The sequence below is a fragment of the Wolbachia endosymbiont (group A) of Andrena fulva genome (assembly GCF_964026815.1).
GTDB lineage: Bacteria > Pseudomonadota > Alphaproteobacteria > Rickettsiales > Anaplasmataceae > Wolbachia > Wolbachia pipientis.
The window spans coordinates 634,505-655,772 of the sequence record NZ_OZ034701.1; the positions used below are offsets into that span (position 1 = coordinate 634,505).

The 21,268-nt window shown below is 34.8% G+C and carries 9 protein-coding genes; 8 read left to right on the plus strand and 1 reads right to left on the minus strand.

Features of this window, described 5'->3' with window-relative positions:
- The first annotated feature begins 120 nt into the window (after positions 1 to 120).
- From AAGD84_RS03250 to AAGD84_RS03275, 6 genes are all read left to right on the plus strand, one after another.
- On the plus strand, positions 121 to 2,601 hold the full coding sequence (locus AAGD84_RS03250) for a response regulator (protein ID WP_264723039.1): 2,481 nt from the start codon (positions 121 to 123) through the stop codon (positions 2,599 to 2,601).
- A 90-nt stretch (positions 2,602 to 2,691) separates the two neighbouring features.
- A complete protein-coding gene (locus AAGD84_RS03255; RefSeq protein WP_006280226.1) occupies positions 2,692 to 3,534 on the plus strand; it encodes a ParA family protein in 843 nt (280 codons plus the stop codon).
- Entirely contained in the window at positions 3,531 to 4,382 is an 852-nt protein-coding gene (locus AAGD84_RS03260) for a ParB/RepB/Spo0J family partition protein (RefSeq protein WP_265029912.1), read from the plus strand. The genes AAGD84_RS03255 and AAGD84_RS03260 overlap by 4 nt, the downstream gene beginning before the upstream one ends.
- Positions 4,383 to 4,703: 321 nt before the next feature.
- A protein-coding gene (locus AAGD84_RS03265; RefSeq protein ID WP_341817957.1) for an IS630 family transposase occupies positions 4,704 to 5,563 on the plus strand; the annotation gives its coding sequence in 2 pieces (ribosomal slippage) (positions 4,704 to 5,028 and positions 5,028 to 5,563; 861 coding nt in all).
- Positions 5,560 to 5,706: a hypothetical protein gene (locus AAGD84_RS03270; RefSeq protein ID WP_264722807.1), complete on the plus strand. Its 147-nt coding sequence runs from the start codon at positions 5,560 to 5,562 to the stop codon at positions 5,704 to 5,706. Before AAGD84_RS03265 ends, AAGD84_RS03270 begins: the two co-directional genes overlap by 4 nt.
- Positions 5,707 to 5,717: 11 nt before the next feature.
- Positions 5,718 to 5,846, plus strand: coding sequence for a hypothetical protein (locus AAGD84_RS03275; protein WP_341818140.1), 129 nt, complete (start codon positions 5,718 to 5,720; stop codon positions 5,844 to 5,846).
- Here AAGD84_RS03275 and AAGD84_RS03280 read toward each other — a convergent pair.
- The gene (locus AAGD84_RS03280; RefSeq protein WP_341818141.1) at positions 5,823 to 9,080 is read right to left on the minus strand and encodes an ankyrin repeat domain-containing protein; all 3,258 of its coding nucleotides are present in this window, start codon (positions 9,078 to 9,080) and stop codon (positions 5,823 to 5,825) included. The two genes, AAGD84_RS03275 and AAGD84_RS03280, sit on opposite strands and share 24 nt — an antisense overlap.
- Before the next feature lie 689 nt (positions 9,081 to 9,769).
- On the opposite strand from AAGD84_RS03280, the gene AAGD84_RS03285 reads away from it, so the two are divergent.
- Together AAGD84_RS03285 and AAGD84_RS03290 are read left to right on the plus strand one after the other, a co-directional pair.
- On the plus strand, positions 9,770 to 11,041 hold the full coding sequence (locus AAGD84_RS03285; protein ID WP_264723279.1) for a hypothetical protein: 1,272 nt from the start codon (positions 9,770 to 9,772) through the stop codon (positions 11,039 to 11,041).
- Between the two features lie 24 nt (positions 11,042 to 11,065).
- On the plus strand, positions 11,066 to 21,265 hold the full coding sequence (locus AAGD84_RS03290; protein WP_341818142.1) for an ankyrin repeat domain-containing protein: 10,200 nt from the start codon (positions 11,066 to 11,068) through the stop codon (positions 21,263 to 21,265).
- The last annotated feature ends 3 nt before the right edge of the window (positions 21,266 to 21,268 follow it).

Genomic DNA, 21,268 nt, shown 5'->3' on the forward strand with positions numbered 1-21,268 from the left:
ATTTAAGGAACTTAATTAGATTTGGATGATAATTATCTATCAAAGACGTTAATAAATCTATAATAATTAAATCAATATAATAGAACATTTTCGTATGTACAACAATGCCAAGTAACAATAATGAATAAGAGATACATAGATAACAAAAAAGAGAACAGGGTTGATTTCATACTAAGAAATTATGGAATGTCAATTGTTGTGATGGCAGTTATTATGCTCTTACCACCAGTAGCAATATCGATACTCTACTTTTTTGATATATATAGTCAGCATATTAATATAGAGATTAATTTATTAGTTAGCATTCTAACAACTCTCTTTATGATGTATAATGTAAAACGCTACAGATACCTACTTAATACTATAGAATTTCAAAATGCAATATTTGCAAATGCACTAAATCATAATACAGAATTTTGCCTTATTTTACATAAAGATGAAGGTATTATTTATGCTGATGCAAGGTTCTACGAAAGGTTTAAAGATCATATAGATGATGACATTACGTTAGGCAAGATTCTTGAAATAGGAGATGTTTCAGAAGCAGACAAAAAAGTACTCTATCATGCACTAAAAAATAACTCTTCTGTACAGGTATGCATTTCCTTAAACAAGAAGAATAGAGTATCTAACTTTCTTTTGCTCTTTGAGCCAATACCAGATAATCCCCAAATTGCTATAAATAGTAATAAGATTTTAAATTTATCATTAGTGCCAATAGCAAGGCCAGATGGGTATTTTGTGTTAAAAGCAACACAGATAAACAAGGAGCAGATATATGAAGAGTTAATAGAAAAACACAGTATAGGAACTTACATTGCAAATGCCAAAGGAGTGATTTTATCTGTAAATAAAAGATTTTTAGACATATTTGAACTGAAAAAACTGGAAAAAGGTAGCTCAATCAGTGATTTTATATCTCAATCTAAATATAACAATACAATAACCGATAATGAAATTTTGTTTTTTACTATAAGTGGTATTCCATTCAAGGCTTATATGAGCACTGCTATATTTTGTGATAAATACAACCATAGCTATATATATGGCTTTATAACACCAACCGAATCAAATCTTGTTGATTATCAATTACACCCTTGTTTTGCAAATTCATCAATTGCTATTGCACAATGTGACATAAACGGCAACTTTGTAAAGAAAAATACGGCACTAATAAAGCTTGCAGGGTCAGATAATAATTCAATCTTTACATTGATATTGGATAGTTATCATGTAAAAATACGTGAATATTTTTCGAGTAATAGAATAAATAATGCGTCCTTTGATGTACAGCTCAACGGCGGTAATAACATAAAAATATATTTCAATAAGTTTCTTCATAATAAAATGATCTTCATACTTTGTTATTTTATTGACAATACTGAACACAAAAACCTAGAGATAAAGCTTGAGCATTATCAAAAGATGCAAGCTATAGGGCAGTTAGCAGGTGGTATTGCGCATGATTTCAACAATATATTGACTGGGATAATAGGATTTTGCGATTTGCTTTTACTCCAGCATTCAGCTGGTGATCCATCTTTTGGAGATATAATACAGATACAGCAAAATGCAAAGCGTGGATCAAATTTAGTAAGACAATTGCTTGCTTTCTCAAGAAGACAGACCTTGCAGCCAAAAATTATTGATGTAAATAATACTATAGCTAATCTTTATGAAATGATAAAAAGATTAATAGGTGAAAATATAAAATTTAATATTTATTATGGTAGAGACTTGGGTGCTGTTAGGGCTGATCAAGGGCAATTAGAGCAAGTTATACTTAACTTAGCAGTCAATGCTAGTGCTGCTATGGAAAAGGGCGGAGAATTAACTATACGAACCTTTAATCAAAAGATTGACTCATTAAATTCTACACCTCAGGATATGTTTTCTCCAGACAAGGAAGCGATTGAACATGGAAATTATGTTGTGATTGAAGTAATTGATACTGGATGTGGAATGACGAGTGATACAACTGAAAAGATCTTTGATCCATTTTTTTCTACTAAAGATATTGCTTCCGGTACAGGTCTTGGCCTCTCTACTGTATATGGCATTATTAAACAAACTGAAGGATACATCTATGTTGCTAGCAAAGTAAATCATGGAACTAAATTTAGCATATTTTTGCCCATGGTTTACATATCAGATGAAAATGATAGAGAGGAAGATAGTGAAGAAACAGAAAAACCGGTAGTAAGTGAAATTAAAGGTAATGGTATAATTTTATTAATCGAAGATGAAGATTCAGTAAGGGAATTCATCTCTAAAGCACTCAAAAGAAAAGGATTTGATGTAATAGAAGCAAGCATAGGCAGCGAGGCGCTAGAAATAATCAGTAAAAAAAGTCAACATATAGATCTTATAATCACTGATGTAATCATGCCAGAGGTGAGCGGCCCAGAAATAGTTAAAGAAGCATTGATCCATAGGCCAAGTATCAACGTTATTTTTATTTCTGGGTATGCAGAAGATGCTTTTTTAAAGAGTGATGACATCAATATAGAAGATTTTCACTTTTTGCCAAAACCATTCACTCTGAATGAATTAGGAAACAAGGTTCAAAGTGTGTTACACAAAGCAAAAAAGACAGTCTAATTTTAGTGTGATTAGCAACAAAAAAATTTTCTAATGCAAAAGTTTCTTGCATATATACAATAGAATTATTTTATACATAAGATAAAAGGCGTGAGCAAGATTATTGCAATAGTAAATCAAAAGGGTGGAGTTGGCAAAACCACAACTAGTATAAATTTGTCGACAGCCTTTGCTGCTGTGGGAAAAAGCACTTTATTGGTAGATCTTGATCCTCAAGGAAATGCTAGCACCGGACTCGGGATTTCTTATCGTAGTAGGGAAGAAAAAAACATATACAAAATACTACTAAGCAGCGAAAATAAATTGATAGAATCGGCAATTTTCAATATAAAGGAAATTCCGAATTTATCGCTAATTTCGTCAGTAGTTGATTTGTCAGCTGCAGAAATTGAATTATCGCAACTTGAGCGAGGAAAATTCGTACTAAAAAGCGCATTGGAGAAGATACGCGATAATTATGAGTATATAATCATCGATTGCCCTCCATCACTTGGGCTTCTGACCATAAATGCTTTGACTGCTGCTAATTCTATTATTGTTCCTCTTCAGTGTGAATTTTTTGCTCTGGAAGGATTAAGCCATTTAGTTAAAACTGTGGAGCTAATAAAAAGGAATAACCTAAACCCTTTTTTGGCAATAGAAGGGATAGTGTTAACAATGTATGACAGGCGCAACAAACTCAGTGAACAGATTAAAAACGATATTTGCCAGTATTTAAATGATAAAGTATACAAAACTATCATCCCATTGTATGAGACTGTTATTCCACGTAACGTACGGTTATCAGAAGCGCCTTCTCATGGAAAACCCGCTATTGTGTATGATCTTAAGTGTCCTGGTGCACAAGCATATATAAGTTTGGCAAGGGAAATTTTAAAAAAGCACGCGAGCAGTTGTAAGGAGAAGAAGCTAGTAAGCGAGGGCGTAGTATGAAGGATGATAGACGCCTCGGCAGAGGTCTTGCCGGTCTCATAGGCGATAATTATGATAATAAAGAAGATCGACAAGAGTATTTGCCTATTTCATTACTGCACCCAAGCAAATTTCAACCGAGGAAACATTTTGACGAGGAATCATTAAGAGAGCTTGCAAATTCGATAAAGAAAAGTGGCATTATACAGCCTATCGTGGTACGCAAAGATTCAAATGATGATGGTTACGAAATAATAGCTGGGGAACGTCGTTGGCGAGCAAGCAAGATTGCAAATCTTGATAGTGCACCGGTTATCATAAAAGATCTGAGCGACAAGGAATGCTTGGAAGTATCCATTATTGAAAATATACAAAGGCAAGATATTAATCCAATAGAAGAAGGTGAAGCTTACAGAAAACTGATAGATGAGTTCTTCTATACACATGAGGAATTAGCTTCAGCTATAGGCAAAAGCCGCAGCCACATAACCAATATGATTCGGATGTTGTCACTTCCCTATAGTGTAAAAATGATGATCAATGAAAAAAAATTGTCTATGGGCCATGCAAGAGCGTTGATTAATGTTGAAAATGCGGAAGATATTGCAGAAAAAATAGTTTCTCAGGGCTTAAGTGTTAGACAAACTGAAAAATTGATAAAAGACTTACACCAAAATAATAATCAAAAAGAACAGAAATATACTAGAAATCAAGATATGACGGTAATAGAAGGCGCTATATCTTCTCAACTTGGTTTAAAGATCAAAATTAATGACAACAATTCTAAGGGTAAAGTTATGATACGGTATAATAATCCAAATGAATTGGATCTAATATTGAAAGTTTTGAATAGGAAACTTGAGGCATAGCTAGTAGCTGCCAGTAAAGCAACAAACCAATATCAACTGTTGGTGTCATGAAAGTAGCTGACACTGGAATCCAGGAATTTTATTAAGTTGGTAAGCATAAAAGTATAACCTCTACGTCATACCGCCGCGGTATCCGCTAACAAGCAGCGGGATGACGATTGTCAGGGTAGCTGTCATCCCAGTGCCCTGACTACTTGGATCCAGGAAAAAGAATGGTGTCATCCCAGTGCGTGACACCCTAGTAGAAATCGTTTTTGTATAGCTCTTTCCATAAAAGTCCGGATGTGATAGGATAAGGGTAGATGATGATAAGGAGGTTGAATGCCAGCAGCATATAGTTATGATTTAAGAAAAAAAGCAATGGAAGCGCTAGACGAAGGAGAAAGCAGAGAAACAGTGGCAGCAAGATTTAAGATTGGACGAACTACTTTATGGGAGTGGCAGCAAAGAAGAAAAGAAACAGGAGACTTTCAATCAAAAAAACTTGGAAATGGGGGTTACAATCACAAAATTACCGACTGGGATACCTTTGCCAAATTTGCCAGAGAACACGGAGGAAAGACTCTATCGGAAATGGCTAAACTTTGGAACAACATTAGTATCCAAACGATCTATCGAGCCCTTAAAAAAATTGGATTTACGCGCAAAAAAAGACATATGGATACAAGGAAAGAAACGAAGAAAAACGTGCTGAATTTTTGAAAATTATAGCGACAAAAGAACCTAAAAACTTAGTGTATATAGATGAGTCTGGCATTGATAACACCGAAGACTACCCCTACGGATATTGCCAGAAAGGACAGCGGTTTTATGCCTTAAAATCTGGAAAGAAAACTCAACGAATCAGTATGGTTGCAGCCTTAAGTGGAAGAAAGATAGTTGTTCCGTTAACCTTTGAAGGCCACTGTAATATGGATGTTTTTAATGGATGGTTTGAGCAATTTTTGACACCGATCTTGGAACCTGGACAGACTGTCATTCTTGACAATGCTACTTTTCATAAGTCTGATAAGATTATCGAGCTTGCTAAAGGGGTTGGTGCAGAAATTTTGTATCTGCCGCCTTATTCTCCAGATTTCAACAAAATTGAGCATCATTGGTTTGCTATAAAAAACAGAGCCAGGAAAAACATTCCTCTATTCGAATCCTTTCGTCGTGCTGTTGATTCTGCCTTCCTATGACCTGTTCGGACTATTATGAGAAATGCTATAAATGGATAAATCGGCGTAGTCAGAAAAAGAGTATGACCTGGGAACAGTTTGTACACTACGTAGAAGTAAATCCATTACCAAAGCCAAAAATACATTTTTCTTTATATGCATAAGAGGGACGACTGTGAAAACTAATATTGATGAGCCGTGTGCGGGAAATCTGCAAGCACGGTTCTTTAGGGGGAGTTGTAGTAATAAAACTCAAACGAGAGGAGTAAAGCTACAGCTTCTACCGAACAAACCTAATAGATGAGGCTACTGTTTTTTTATTTTCACCTTCACTACTGTTGCTTTCAGTTACTATAACTTCAGAATGTGCTTTACTACTATCACCTTGCGCATTCGACCCAGTTGTATTGTCTAAAGAGTTACAACCTAAACTCAAATCTTCCATTTTAAGATCTTTATTCTTCTTGCTCAACTCTTCTGAAAACTCTTTTGCTTTTTTAACTTGATCATACAATATTTCCTTGAAATACTTACTAAGCTCATCACCTTGATCAGTAACGAATACACGATGTTTAGCATTATACGAAAAAGTCTCATTGAGAATGGAAAATTTTATACCGTGATGTGCACTTAGAGCCTTGTTTAAATCTCCTACTTGTTTGTCTATTAATTGCTCAATCAGTGCTTTACTTTCTTCTAAGAATTTGCACATATTACCCAATTCTTCTGACAATTTACCATCATCTACTAACTCTGCTAAAACTTCTTTCAACAAGCCATCTACTGCTGGATGCCCGTGCTGTTTTCTTTCTTGCAAATAAAACTTCAAAATCCCTAGACAATCACTTGATGAACACTCCTGATCAAAGCGCTGATATTCAAATGACAAGCCATGATCAATTTTTGCCCATTTTCTTTCTGCTATGCCTGTGTCATTTGTTTCCGTCATTCCAAAATTTCCTAAATGAAAATCAAATTCCCTAAATATTAAACATGCAGCTAAAAACTTAGCGAAGTATTTGGAATTTTCTACGCTTTTTTGCAACTCCTCTTTGAATTTATGTTGAGCTTCATCTGAATATTTTTCTTGTTTGATATTGCTTTTGTCACGTGCTTCTATATATAGATGGTTAAATGCATTAAAGTTAGGCAGAAATTCCGAACCCAAAAAGATTTGATCCTGATCGTCTTCAATTAGCCAAATTTTTGGTGATTTGCCAAACAGTGCTAGTCTATATAGCGGACCAGCAATAACTTCTGTTACAAATGATCGTACAGAGTCGTCATTGTCAACATTCAATGGCTTAATAAAAAAATCTACTCCTTTGCGCATAGCAAACCACCCACGAGAAGAAGCCTTAATATCTCTGCTTTCGATTGCTTCGAACTCTGAGTATTTGTGAGGGATTCTACTTTCTAAACATTTTTCTAAGGCCTTTTGTATTTCCTCTCTAGGTTCAACGTCACGTGGCACTTCTGTAAACTTAGTCATATCTTTATACTTTTGTAATTGCTCAACAGTTGTAGGAGAAGCATTTTCTGAAATAGTAGCAAAACTTTCACGAAAAGGCTTTGTATTACCTTTAACTAAATTCAATACTTTTCCTAAAAATATAATGTTATCAGCACTCGATGCAGTTTTCAACATTAAATCGTAAATTTCCCTTCTACCGCGAGTTCCTATGCTTTTCAGGATTTGTTTCTTTAACGTCTCAATAATCTTATCATCTGTAAATGCTTCTTTGTAGATTGTTTGAATTGCTTCATTTTTGTCCTCAATACATTTTTTGCATAAGTATTCAACAATCGGGAAACACTCTTGACTTATTGCAGCTTCTAATAAAGTAATACAACTCTCCTTCAACAGAGTTTTGGTAGCTGGATCATTGATATTCTGTTTAGCATCTCTTTCAAACACATCTAATACTTTCTTGATAAATTCCTCATTTTGTACTAATGACGCTGCTTCAAGTACACCATACGTAGGATCAGAAGTATTATTTTTCAAAATTTCTTTTAGATTTTGAAGAGTATCTTCATTAGCAAAAACTTTATCCAGTAATTCTTGTTCTTCCCTTAGCACTATAACTGAGAAAAACCCAACTTCACCATTTTCAAGTCGGATTGCTTGATTTTTTAAACTTTGATAAAGATCGGGAAATTTCCCTATAAAGGTTTCAATATACTTTTCACCACCAACAAGCAGATGTAAAAGATTCAAGTTTCCTTTAGCAAAAAGCATATCATGGTATTTCTTTGTTAGCTCATCATTAGCTGCGATTGCCAGCAGTAACAATTCTTTTACTGAGTACCTGCTACCATTTTCTTGAGATTGAAGCACCATTAATATACGGCTTAGTACATATTGGTCTCTAACTTGCGATTGTAAATTCAAAACCTTCTTAGAGAATCCCACGAAAAGCCCTGCTTCTTCTGGATCATCAAAATTGCAAATCACCTGACTTTCGTAATCCTGAATATTATTTACAACCTCAGTCAATTTTGCATCATCATTTTCATTTGCTGCTTTATCTAGAATGTCCTGTATTTTATTCAAAGTTAAATTGTCAGGAATAATGACAAATGAATCCTCTAAACTTTTAGACTCTCTTCCCAATTTTTGATTAAATAAATTCATAAGCTCAATATTACCTTTATCGGTAGCAATTTGCATTGCATCAGGTTCTCCTATATTAGGATCAGCCCCTTTATCTAAAAGCAACTTTACAATTTCAGTACTTTCCAGGGTTACATTGCTTGAAAAATGTTTTAGCATCTCGGTATTTTGTTCAGGAGAAGTATGCTGCAACAGAATCCCCATCGTCTCCTTTTCATATTCGCTGTAGCTATCAGCAATAATTGCTTGTTCTAATTCAGGGGTAACATCAATTTTTGCTCCATATCGAAAAAGCAAACTTGCTAGATCGTGGTCATTGTTTTTTAGAGCAATAAGAATTGGTGTTTTACCCGACAGGGCACTCACTTTATTAATATCAGTTCCATGCTTTAATAGTAATTCTGCAACATCTTTGTTCTTTTCTCTGCATGCATAACTTAAAGCTGTACCACTAGAACAAACATCGGCATTAAGATCAATTTTACCACCTTCTGACAAGACATCTTTGTAAAATTCGAACCAGCCAGCATCTTTACATGCGTTTGTAACAAACAATCTTAATAAGAGTAGTAGTTTGACACCCTGTACCCGATAAGATATATTAAGGTTCTTCATCTCCCTTACTAGCTCTTTTGCTGATACCAAATCTTCACCTTCAAAAGCTTTTAGTAATTTAAAGTACAAATCTTTTTGCCCTGTATTAGCTTGCCTAAGCTGTTTCTCTATTTTGGTGAATTTCCTTGCATCTTTACACGCTCTTCTTTTTCCTGTAGATGGAATGTCTTTAACTTGAACTTTTGGCTCAAATTTTAGCTTTCTTTTTTGTTCTAATTCCTCATGAATAGAACCCTTTAATTCTTCATAGCGCACAGGCAAACTAGTATTAACTTGTTGATTTTCACTATTAGTACCAAGAACCATATTTCTCACTCATTGCAATTAATTTAGTCTATCACTAAAAAAAGATTATGTCAAACAAATTACGAATTTTGGTAAAATGCTAATACCAACCTTCGTTATTGGTTTTGCCCTATTACCTACGAGATTTGGTATTACCTGTCCATTTTTCCATATCCTACAATACAGGCAACATTTTTTAGGCAAAACATTGCAATAACTAGTAGCAGCAACAATTTAATTGTTTACTCTTTATGAAAAATCGTAAAGAAGGTACGTATCTTTGTGAGAACTTTTTACGTAAAAGCGGTGTTTCAAAAATAAAAACGCAAAATTATTACAACAAAGTTAGGCAAATTAGTTCATATGTAAATTTAGTTAAAGTAGGCTAAAATAGCTGCTTTTACAATATAGTAGAATTATTATAAAGAAAAGTTCGAACAGGTTATTTGGTAGACCAACTGATTCCAAAACGAACAGTTCTCGCGCTAGCTGGTTTTGGTTGCTGAAAGTGGTTGGATTATTTAAGTTTTTAACAGCATGTATTGCCAAATTAGTAATAGCTTATCATTAAAGACTTCCATCAAAAATTATTTCAAAAAATTTTAAATTAGGGGTTGACAAGTTTTAAAGATGGAGTAGCATGTCCAAAATACATTAAACCTTTATGGTATGTAAGGGGTTAAAGTCTATTCATTTCAAGGGGGGTAGACATGTTGCGTTCAGACATTCCGCAAGTTTTATTTTCTTGCATTAAAGAGGATGATCCTTATAGGGCATCTAAGGTCTTTCAAATTGAACGTTGGTGCTATGCAAATTGGGATTTACATGAAAGAAGTGGTCAAAGAAGGCATAATTTTCTTGCACAAATACTGTCTAGTGAAGATTGCTGGAAAAAGGTAGATGGTTTACATGGAGTCAAGCTTGATAGACAAATGGTAGGCAAGAAACTGATTATGCCACCAGATTCAGATAATCCTTTTAGCACTAAGAGATACAATATTGCTTGCCGGTGTTGCTTAGAAGAAGATATCATTGCCTTATTTGAGGAAAGAAAAAAAAGGTTATCAGCCCAAGGTAAGGCTAGTTTGCTAGAGTATAACCACTTGGTTAAGTGTTTAACAGGTGATCCTTTAATAATTTTTTGGTCACATTTTGTTAGTGGTTACATTTCTAAATTAAATTTAAATGGTCGTCATCCATATGAATATGGGCTTGACTGTGCTATGGGTTTGAAACAAGCAGAGGCAGTGGAATTCTTCTGGAATAAGATAAAATCATTACCTGAAGATGAATTAAGTGCTCAGCAAAAAGATGAGATCTTTATGAAAACTGCAGTGCGTGCAGCAGGAAGTCGTTGTAATAGTTATCCTGAGATATTTGAGTTTTTCTTTAGTCAAATAAGTCCTGATAAATACCTAGAGCTTCTAAAAAGAGATTTGGCTGAAAATCGTTATTACGGTAGCTTAAATGCACTACAGGGTGCGCTTTGCTTTGATCAATTCCAGAAATTATTTGATTGCTTAAAGCCAAGTAGTATTTCAGAAGATTATTATTGTATTTGGTTAAAATATATAAGAAAAGTGGAAAATTATTCAGAATGTTGCGTAGATGAAGGAGTAAAGCTTTTTATGCATATGTGGATGAAGGAGGGATTTGATAGTCATCGTGCCTTATTATTAAATGAAGAAATGACGAGTAATCCAGTACTTCAAGGGAGATTATTAGTGCCTCTAGTTAATAGAGGTTGTATGGAACCAGTATGGGCAGTATTGGACAAAGCTGGTTCTGATCAAATTAAAGAATTTATGGATTCTAGACACGCAAACCACATCTGTTCTATATTAAAGGGAAGAGGAGATGAAGATTCATTAAATAAATTTTTATCATACGGTAAGCCCATAGTTGAAGAGCTGGATAGAGGGGATTTAAGTACTGACTTAACTAAGGTCAAATTAAGTAAGGCTATGGGGTTAAGTAAATAAACTGTATATCACAAAGGAGGGCTTATGCCAAATCCAGAAGAATCATTTACAAAAATTGGTGTACCAGAAGATGGTAGTTGCTTATTTTGGGCTGTCACTCTGGCTTATTTAACACCTGTTAAAAACGACGATGCTTTATTTCGACAAAGATATGAAACTTTGTTTGGAAATGAAGAAACCGCAACACAAAACTTGAATCATAATAGAAATTTGGTTCAGAATTATAATACGTACGATAATACATTTGTAGGCTTAGTGAGAAATACATTTCGTAACCGGGTAGCTGATCACATACGCTCCAATGAGAACGAACTCAGGGCTTTTGTTGAAGGTGAAAGTGGACGCAGTTTCGACGATTACTTACAAAATATGAGAAACCCTAATACTTGGGGAGGTGAACCTGAAATAAGAGCAATGAGTGAGATGCTTGGTGCAGACATTAGTGTCTCTGGAGCATCTAATACACGCTATGCTAATGGTGATGTTCAAATACAATTATTTCATGTTGGCACTTTAGGTGTACGAAATCACTACAATTTTGGTCTAGAGCAACATATTGTTAATGATAATGAGGTGGGTCGGTTGCAAAACAGTTTAAAAGAATCGATAAAACATTATCAAGGAGGACCACAAGATTTTGAGCTAATACAGCTACTTATTCAAGAAACAGATTCTTCAAAGGCAAGCACTTCAACTCAGCAAAGGAAAGATTTTGAATCTTTTCAAGCAAGGTTTCAGTCATATATTGACCAGATTCCATCCTATTTACATTCTGTAAAAAAGCCAGGATTCTTTTCACACTTCTTTTTTGGAAGCTTTTCTGTTTTGCTTGATACAGAGATTGCAGAGAAGTTAAATATTAAAAAGATTTATTTTAGTTTTGCTAATTCGAAAACTTTAAAGGTAGTTGTTATTAAAAATGGTCAAATTGGAAATGGTGAAGATGCTATTAATAATATAAATTTATTTTCCATTTCAGAAGGTGAGCTTGGCCATCAATTTACTCCTGATGAGTTGGAGAAAATATTAAGGGAGAACATAGATAAGAGTAAGATTAAAGATCAAGATGTTGAGAATAAGATCCAAAATATTAAGAATGAAATTCAAGGTGAAATAGAATCCAGGTTAGTACAGATCTTTAAAGAAAAAGATGGTATTTTTGTTAATATGGAAGTTAAAAAAATACTTGATTCTGCTGCTGGCCAAGAATTTCATGAAATAAAAAAGGGACTGTGGAATAATCCGGAAGGTGATATAGCTGGGCTAACTGGCTCTGATAAGACAATAGTTGAAAGATCTCTTGAGAGAATTCTTGGGGAGGTTAGTAAAGTTCACTCTAAATACGAGAAATCACTTCAGTATGGTAGCAAGGCACGTGAAGCAGCACATCATGGGTTTGTAGCAGGTGCTTTGAACAATTTCCGCTATAGACATAACCTTAGAGTTTACTTAGAGCAATTTGCAGAAAGAGGTTATGCGGATATTGTATTACTGCCTCGTGGCCCTAACCGTGCGCTGGATTCCATTCCTATTATCATCGAGTTAAAGGCAGGGAAGGGTCCTAACCTTACTCCGGATAAAGCCTTGGAACAAGCAGAAAAATATGCACAAGGTTTTCAACCAAATGTTCAGCGAGTTTTAACTACTTCTGATGATATTCTTTGTGTTGGTGTAAATCTTGATTATCCATCTCCTATTTCCAATATTAAAGCACCAAGTCGCAAGACAAAAATTGTTCCTTTTTTGCAAGATATGTTAGAGTCTACTGATGAATGGAATAAGAACGATATTGATAAAAGGATATTAAAAACACGGATTCTGGATAATATGGAACGTATTTATCATACGTTTCCTGGCACAGGAGAGAAGGGAGATAATCATTATTTTAGTAGATTTTTACTAGGACAATCGTTGTTGTTAAATGAAGTTTTAGGAATCGGCTTTGAAAAGCATATTTTCATTTACAAAGAAAACATATCTACTGAAACTCATCCTAAACCTAGTAAACCTCAACGTCCGGTAGCTCAGAAAGCCAAAGATGAACTGTCAAAAGGTCTTGACAAAAGCCATGCAATTGTATCAATGGTGCTTATCCCAGAAAGTACTGAAAAGTTAGTTTATGTGATAAATATTGTTGAAGCTAACAGAAAAGATGTGCTGGAAAAAGTGCTTCCTCTTGATAGATTAAATCAGAAAATAGGGGATAGAGAAATAGTTGAATTAGATCTTAATTTTGATACTAGATACAAGTCAAACTTTCAAAAATACCTTACTGTAAAAGCTAGTGATCCTGTTTCTCTAGAACAGTATAGTCACAGAGTAATTGATGAGTTTCAAGGTACTTTCAGAGAAGTTCCTTATCCTGATCAGTTAAAAGAAACATTTGATAGAGCATTAGATTCTCAACTTACTTCTGCTCAGTCTTCATCAATAAATGAGTATAACGAATTGTTTAAAAAAATTGGAGAAGGAATATGGTCTTTTAAGGCTCTTATTAATAACGAACCTCATCTCCAGGGGGTATTGAATGGAGTGTCTAGTTATTATAGTGATTTAAAGTTACAAGAATCACCAGAAGCTAGAGCATTAGTTTTAACTGAGTTTCAAACTGGTAGAGGGGAACGTATTGATATGCTGGTTCACGGTATTAAGTTTGAAGGTGATGATAAAAATGCTAAAGAATATACTCCTATAGGGTTGGAGCTTAAGGCATCAAGGCAGGGCAAAGGAGCTCAAGCATTATTAAAAGAAGCAAATGATCAAATAAATAAAGAATATAAAAAAGGCGTTACTTATAAAACACTTACAGATGGTGATGAGGTGAAATTTATCGGTGTTGTTTTCGACAAAGGAGCTAAAAAGGCAGATTCTCTTATTCTAACAAGCGAAAAATCTATTCCTGTTAAAGTAGTTCATAGCTCAACACTCGTTTTGCCTACTGTAGGGCAATGTTCTAAAGAAAGGGAAAAACGTAATATAGATATGGCCTGCGTAGACTCACGTGATGAGGAAGATATTACAAAGGAAGAAAAAGAACGACGTATTAAAGAGCTGCTTAGTGATCAAATGATGATGAAGATCAAGCTCAAAAAATTAGAGAGTGAAATAAGTGATGAGGTTTTAAGTAGACATGAAGAAATAGAAAGTGTTGCTACTTACGATGTAAATAAGAGTGATGTGTTAAGTAACGCGTTACAGTCTTTAAAACTAAGTAAAATGCTATTATTGATGAGCCAAAAAAGTGAGGTATCTACAGAATTACAAGAAAAGGCATATTACAATGCATTGACTGATCTTGGTGCACTCATTCATGATCACAAAAATCATGTTCATGGAGATCATTTGAGTGCACTAGAAAGTAGGGTTCATGGTAATCAGTTATTTAGTGTAGCACATGACTTATATTACTTATCGAAAAGTGAAGGTAATGTTGATCAAGATAAACTGTATTCTGACCAAGTAAAAAGTAAAATTAGTTCCTATGTGGAAGGTGAAAATGGATTAGACGATATATATAGTGAATTCAATATCATAGACATAAAGGGTTACTTTAGCGATAGTGATATTAAAGACTTTTACGCAGAAGCTGAGGCTTATGATAAGGAAGTAATAACTATACATTCTACTCAGGTATTTGCTGATGGGGTTGAAGTATATGTGGAAGTGAAAGATAGTAATGGCGATTACCAAAAAGTGGTGATAGGTGATGTTGCAAGCATACAAAACACAGAAAATTATATATTAGATGAGGAAACCTCTGAGATCAAACTCAGAATAGATGATGATAAAGAGTATACCACAACACAAGAATTAGAAGAAGGGCACGTTAAACATTATTTGAGTATTCCTGGAGGGTATAAAGTAAAGGTTGGTAATATAATTAGCAGCTTTGCTGAAAATATAAAAAAAGCGATTCATAGTAAATTACATAGCCTAGAGTTATCGGCAAGTAAAAAAGATGTTGAAGAGATAAGCAATGCTGAAATAACTGACCGGAATTACGATAACGTTGTAGGTGAGATTAAACAAAATTTATTACAAAAAGGAGTAAGTGAAGGTACTTTCAACCAACTAAAAGATCATCTTGACAGCCTGGGTAAGAAGGTTTTTGCAGAGTACATTAGCGATGTAGAAAAAAAACTTGAGGGACATGAAATTGAATTTGATCGCAGTAAGTTTGCTTTGGCAAAGGCAAATATGTCTAAGGGAGGAAAATTCTTCTTTCTCATGGCTATCTATGATCTTTTTGACAGTATAAATGATGTACCAACACTTGGACGACATGATAATGATGCTTTGAAAAAAATATTTGGTATAAACGGTATACTGGATGCTATGGATGACGTAAGAGAAAGCCTTAGTGCTAGCTACATACGTTCTGATGGTAAGGCGGTAACAAAGATTCCTCGTGATAGCGCAATAGGGAAGGTAATTAGTAAAATACCAGACTCTACACGTAAAACTTTCGTTAAAATTATCAATAATCCTGTAGTTCAAAGCATTACATTTGCAACCATTGCTTATCAATTTGGATATAGCATAAATGAAATAGTAAAAGGTAACCATCACCCATTAAACTATTATTGGACAGCTAGTAGCGGTATAAAACTAGCAAGTATGAGTATAAAGCCTATAAGTGTAGGAGTTAGTTCTGCAATGAAGGGTATCAGTTCTGCTACTAAGATTTTAAGAGGGTTATCTACTGCAAGCAAAGTTTTAGGCAAGGTAGCAGTAGTCACTATGGTTGCTGATGTATTTATAACAATTGGTGTAGAAATTCATGAAAGAATGGAGTATACTAAAGCAATAGCAGAACAAGTACCTCTACTACCTGGTAATGAGCAGGCAGTAGTGTTTTTTAATTGGAAAGATGCGGGACAGAGGTATGAAGGCATAATAAGGGTAAAAGGGTATCTAAATTATATAAAAGATAGAGCTGTTCATCTGTTAAGTGCATATAATATAGCTGCAGTCGTACAACATGTAGCTAATATTAAGGAAGGATATTTTATCACTTTTGATATTAATACCCGCAATTGGGAAAAAAGATATTTGAATATCTCTTTTGATAGTATTGGCATGAATTTTGGTACATGGGTCAATTTATCTTCACTTGATATATCCAAAACGTTACCTATGACACTTCATGCTCTAGTTATGGATGAAGGTTGGGAAAGGTTTAAATGTGAATTCGCCTTTAGTGCCAGACTTGAATGCCACCGAAAAATTAATGAAAAGGTAGTTTATATTGTAAATACAGATGCAAAACATGTTCCTCATCTAACTAAATGTGAATATGAAAACCTTGGTTTAAGAATTGTAAGTGCACCATTAGAATGCCAAGTACGAAAACCTCAATGTGATCCTCAATCTGCTGCTGCAAAAGATTCAGCAATCAGTAAGGCAAGACGTTTCATGGTTAATTATAACAATGAGGCTTATACGGATTGTACAAATACTTTTACTCTTTCAAGCGAACCTTTTATTTTCACTAAAACAACAATAGGTAGTTCTTCTCCAATACTGTATCTATTAGGGCCTAATCGGTTAACAGCAGCAAAAAACTATCCAGCAGTGATGGTTGTTCCGGAAGGTGGGGTAGATTATAGAGGTTCAACAGATCATGATAATGTCTTTATTATCAATTATGATACTTATGGTCATCTTATTGGAGGAACGAAAAGCAATAATACTGTAGTAATGAATTATAATGCCTCTACCATTTCTGTTGCATTACATCAATATGGAACTATTCGTGTAGAAGATTCAGTAATAGGATTACTTAATATACCTAACTACATTTCTCATTCTACAGCCAATCAAAACATTACTACTGGTTGCAAAACAAGGCGCGTTGATGCAGGAGAAGGTGGAGGAAATAATTCAATACAACATTATGATGTTCACTGCCAAGACGAGGATTATGAAATAAGAAAGGTTAATAAAAAGGATACACACTTTAGAAGCGCAAAACAGACAACATTTATTGTTGATAAAAACAGTGGTAATGGTGCTAGTATAATAAGTTCTAATAATCTTGAATCAAAGAAGAATTTAGACACTATTTTGATAAAAAATATTGACATTGCACAATTAAAAATAAATGAGCATCAAGCTGATTACAGTTTAGAGCTTTTAACTGATGATAAACGAAGCACAGTTACAAGCACTAAAATAGATAGTTTTGAAAATTTAGTAATTCAAGTAGAACATTATGGAATAAGAAAAACAATTACAGTACAGGATAAATCTCTGTTTGATATAATAAAAGATATGGAATATCAGAAGCTGAATCACTCAGGAACTGGTGTTAGTAACAAAATTATAGAAAACAGTAAAAAAAGATCAAAAGCGGTGATACTTACAGATATTACAGTTTCAGAGGGCCTAACGGCTTATGGAGTTGCAAAGGATATTATTAATAACAATAACCTAGATATTCCAATATCTTTAGTACAAGTAAAAAAAATTACGGGCGATGTTGCTCATGAAGCGGTAGTTGAAAGTATGTATTCTGGTGAGATAGTAGCTGATTTTAGTCATGAGAATATTGGTTGTAAGAAAATTATTACGATAGAAGCTGGTTCACACGAAAGTAAATGTGTTGTTAAGTTTCCTCAGGCTTACAAATGTGATTATCCAGTTGATTTTACACTTAGAGTAACAAATAATCCAACACCTTATGCTAACAACGCATATGATAAGATGGTTGATCTTACTGGGTGTGATATAAATCCAGAAGATGTTGAATACAGAGCAGATGATGGATGTGCTGCTGGAATAATACTTAGTAGTCGTGTTAACCAAGGATCTTTCCAAATTGTTTTAGATAATTATTTACGAGGTCCAAAATATCAACACGTTGCTTTTCAATTTAACAAAGGTGGTGAATTTTACAAAGTTAACAGTGTAAGTCTTAAGCTTGAGCCTGTATTGTATAATTATGAAAAAAAGGCAGAGGTAGACTATGATTATTTCAGATACTATGACCCTGATAAACAAGGATTAAGAATTTATCGTAATCAACTTGACAATGAAAATAAAATTGGTTTTATAGATTTAAGAGATAAGTCTATATTAGATTCTAATGTGGAAATTATTGATGATAGTTTATTGCTGTTGCACAAAAATAACACTCTTGCAAAAGTAGAGAATTGGAATACTTATCAGCATGCAAGAAAAATGATATTTGCTTTTAATAATACTATAGTCTCGAATGCAAAGTGTGTAATTTCTGCTTGTGACTCAGAAGATATTGTAGAAGAGTTCATGTTCATAAAGGAGATAAAAAAACTTATGAATAAAAAGGGTGGGTATGGTTACACACTACTACACTATGCTGTTCAAGAAGGTAATTTGAACTTAGTCACATTTCTTCTTGATAGCGGTGCTGATGCTAATGCTCAAGATGAAAGCTCTTATGGTAAAAAGCCTATACATATTGCCGCTGAGAACAATGACAAAGATATTATAGATCTTCTTATAAAGAAAGGAGCAAGAGTTAATGATACTGATAAAAATTGTTGGACACCATTGCACTATGCTGCATCGGGAGGTCAATTAGAAGCTGCTAGGTTTCTTGTCGATAGAGGGGCTGATATTAACGCTGTAGAGGCTTCAACTGATGGTAAAAAGCCTATCCATGTTGCTGCTATGGAAGGCCATGAAAATGTTATAGAGTTCTTCATCAGTAAGGGTATAAATGTTAACGATGTTGCCACTGGAAATGGACGGACACCACTACACTATGCTGCTTGGCAAGGTAAGTTAGATGCAGTTAAAACGCTTGTAGATAAGAGCGCTAGCATTGGAGCTAGAGATAAGGATGATTGTACTCCTTTGCACTATGCTGCATTGGGAGGTCAATTAGAAGCTGCTAGGTTTCTAGTTGATAAAGGGGCTGATATTAATGCTGTCTGTCATGCCGATCGCGGAAAACCTATCCACATTGCTGCTATGGAAGGCCATGAAAATGTTATAGAGTTCTTCATCAGTAAGGGTATAAATGTTAACGATGTTGCCACTGGAAATGGACGGACACCACTACACTATGCTGCTTGGCAAGGTAAGTTAGATGCAGTTAAAACGCTTGTAGATAAGAGCGCTAGCATTGGAGCTAGAGATAAGGATGATTGTACTCCTTTGCACTATGCTGCATTGGGAGGTCAATTAGAAGCTGCTAGGTTTCTAGTTGATAAAGGGGCTGATATTAATGCTATCTGTCATATCGATTGCAGAAAACCTATCCACGTTGCTGCTATGAAAGGCCATAAAAATGTTATAGAGTTTTTCCTTAGTAAGGGTATGAGCGTTAATGGTGTTGCTACTGAAAATGGTTGGACACCACTACATTATGCTGCTTGGCAAGGCCATTTAGAAGCTGCTAGGTTTCTTGTTGATAGAGGGGCTGATATTAATGCTGTAGAGACTTCCGCTGAAGGTAAAAAGCCTATCCATGTTGCTGCTGAAGGCAATAATAAAAACATCATAGAGTTTCTTCTCAGTAAAGGAGTAAGTGTTAATGATACTGATAAAGAGGGATGGACACCGCTACACTGGGCTGCATGGAACGATTGTTTAGAGGCTGCTAGGTTACTAGTTGATAGAGGAGCTGATATTAACGCTGAAAGTAGTGGAGGTACAACACCTCTAGAGATGGCAGAGACATGGAGTGGATCAGAAATAGTAAACTTTTTAAAGGCAAAAAAACAAAGTGAGTATGATTACAGATTACTTGCTGCTGTAAAAAGTGGAAATGTTAGTGAAGTTACAGATCTTCTCAATAGGGGAGCTAATATTGAAGCTAAAGATGAAGAGGGATGGACACCGCTACACTGGGCTGCATGGATCGGTCATTTAGAAATTGCTAGTTTCCTAGTTGACAGAAGAGCTAATATCAGTGCTGCAGATACTTCCTTTAATGGTGGAAAGCCTATACATGTTGCTGCTCGAGGCAATAATAAAAACATCATAGAGTTTCTTCTCAGTAAAGGAGTAAGTGTTAATGATACTGATAAAGAGGGATGGACACCACTACACTGGGCTGCATGGAGCAGTTCTTTAGAAGCTGCTAGTTTCCTAGTTGATAGAGGAGCTAATATTAACGCTGAAAGTATTAGAGGTACAACACCTCTAGGGATGGTAGAGACATGGGGTGGACAAGAAATAGCAGACTTTTTAAGGGGAAAACAAAATGAGTACAACCTCCTTCTATTTGATGCTGCGAAAAACGGGGATTTTGATAAGGTTAAGGACCTTACTGCTAGGGGTGCTGACGTTAAGGCTAAGGACAACAACGGTAAGACACCACAAGATGTTGCTGCTGATAAAGAACACAGTAATATTGTGAAATATTTAGAGGAAAAACTCAATGAGGAAAGAGGAAAACCTGTACACCGTAAGCGTCGTCATCACCATGGAGATCACCCTCGTCACTACAATCGCTCATCGCGTAAGCTTCCTGCTACAGATTTAAGTAATCAACCTGAGGTAGCAGCAAGTAGTGGAGCAAGGCCATCTTCATGGATAAATGATTTGTTTAGTTGGGCAAGAGAAAAAGGTAGTTTATTGGTGTCAGGAATAGTGAATTCGGTATGGCCTGCTTCTGTGGCTAAATTGTCCAAAGAAACATCTTATGGTTCCACAACCAAAAATAACTTAGAGCCAATAGATTATTCGCAGATCGATATGAATGGTACAATACTTCTAATTGATACATTTATAAGAAAGATTACAGGGCAAAAATATGTTTCTAGCAACACAAGAAGTATCCCTGAACAAGAAGTATTAGGTTATGTGCTCAGTATTACAGAGGGATTTGAGAAGGTGGTAGAGCAAGCTGCAAAGGATAGTAAAATATCGATATATCGATTAGGTATTGATTTTATGGGAATGCATAAAGAGATTACTGGAAAAATCATGGGTGGTAAATTTGATGAGGTTTCAGGGATTTTAAACTCATATGTAGAGAAAGCATGTCCTGACAGAGAAGCAGGATGTCCTGGTAAGTTAAGTTCGAAAAAGTTTGACAAGTTTATGAATGCACTTAACAACAGGCTAGATTTGGTGCTAAATCAATCAATGAAACAGATATTAAGCAGGAACAGTAGGTTAGAAGCGAGTGACGTAAAAGAACAACAAATAAGCTTAGAGCCTAAAAGTTATTTAAATAATACTTCTGTTCAAAGTTATTTAACCCAAGCTAGAGATTCAAGATTAAGGTAAAAT

Bases quoted from the DNA above. Each gene is read 5' to 3' on its own strand.
- AAGD84_RS03250 (WP_264723039.1), top strand. From the start codon at position 121: ATGAATAAGAGATACATAGATAACAAAAAAGAGAACAGGGTTGATTTC.
- AAGD84_RS03260 (WP_265029912.1), top strand. From the start codon at position 3,531: ATGAAGGATGATAGACGCCTCGGCAGAGGTCTTGCCGGTCTCATAGGC.
- AAGD84_RS03270 (WP_264722807.1), top strand. From the start codon at position 5,560: ATGACCTGTTCGGACTATTATGAGAAATGCTATAAATGGATAAATCGG.
- AAGD84_RS03280 (WP_341818141.1), bottom strand. From the start codon at position 9,080: ATGGTTCTTGGTACTAATAGTGAAAATCAACAAGTTAATACTAGTTTG.
- AAGD84_RS03285 (WP_264723279.1), top strand. From the start codon at position 9,770: ATGTTGCGTTCAGACATTCCGCAAGTTTTATTTTCTTGCATTAAAGAG.
- AAGD84_RS03290 (WP_341818142.1), top strand. From the start codon at position 11,066: ATGCCAAATCCAGAAGAATCATTTACAAAAATTGGTGTACCAGAAGAT.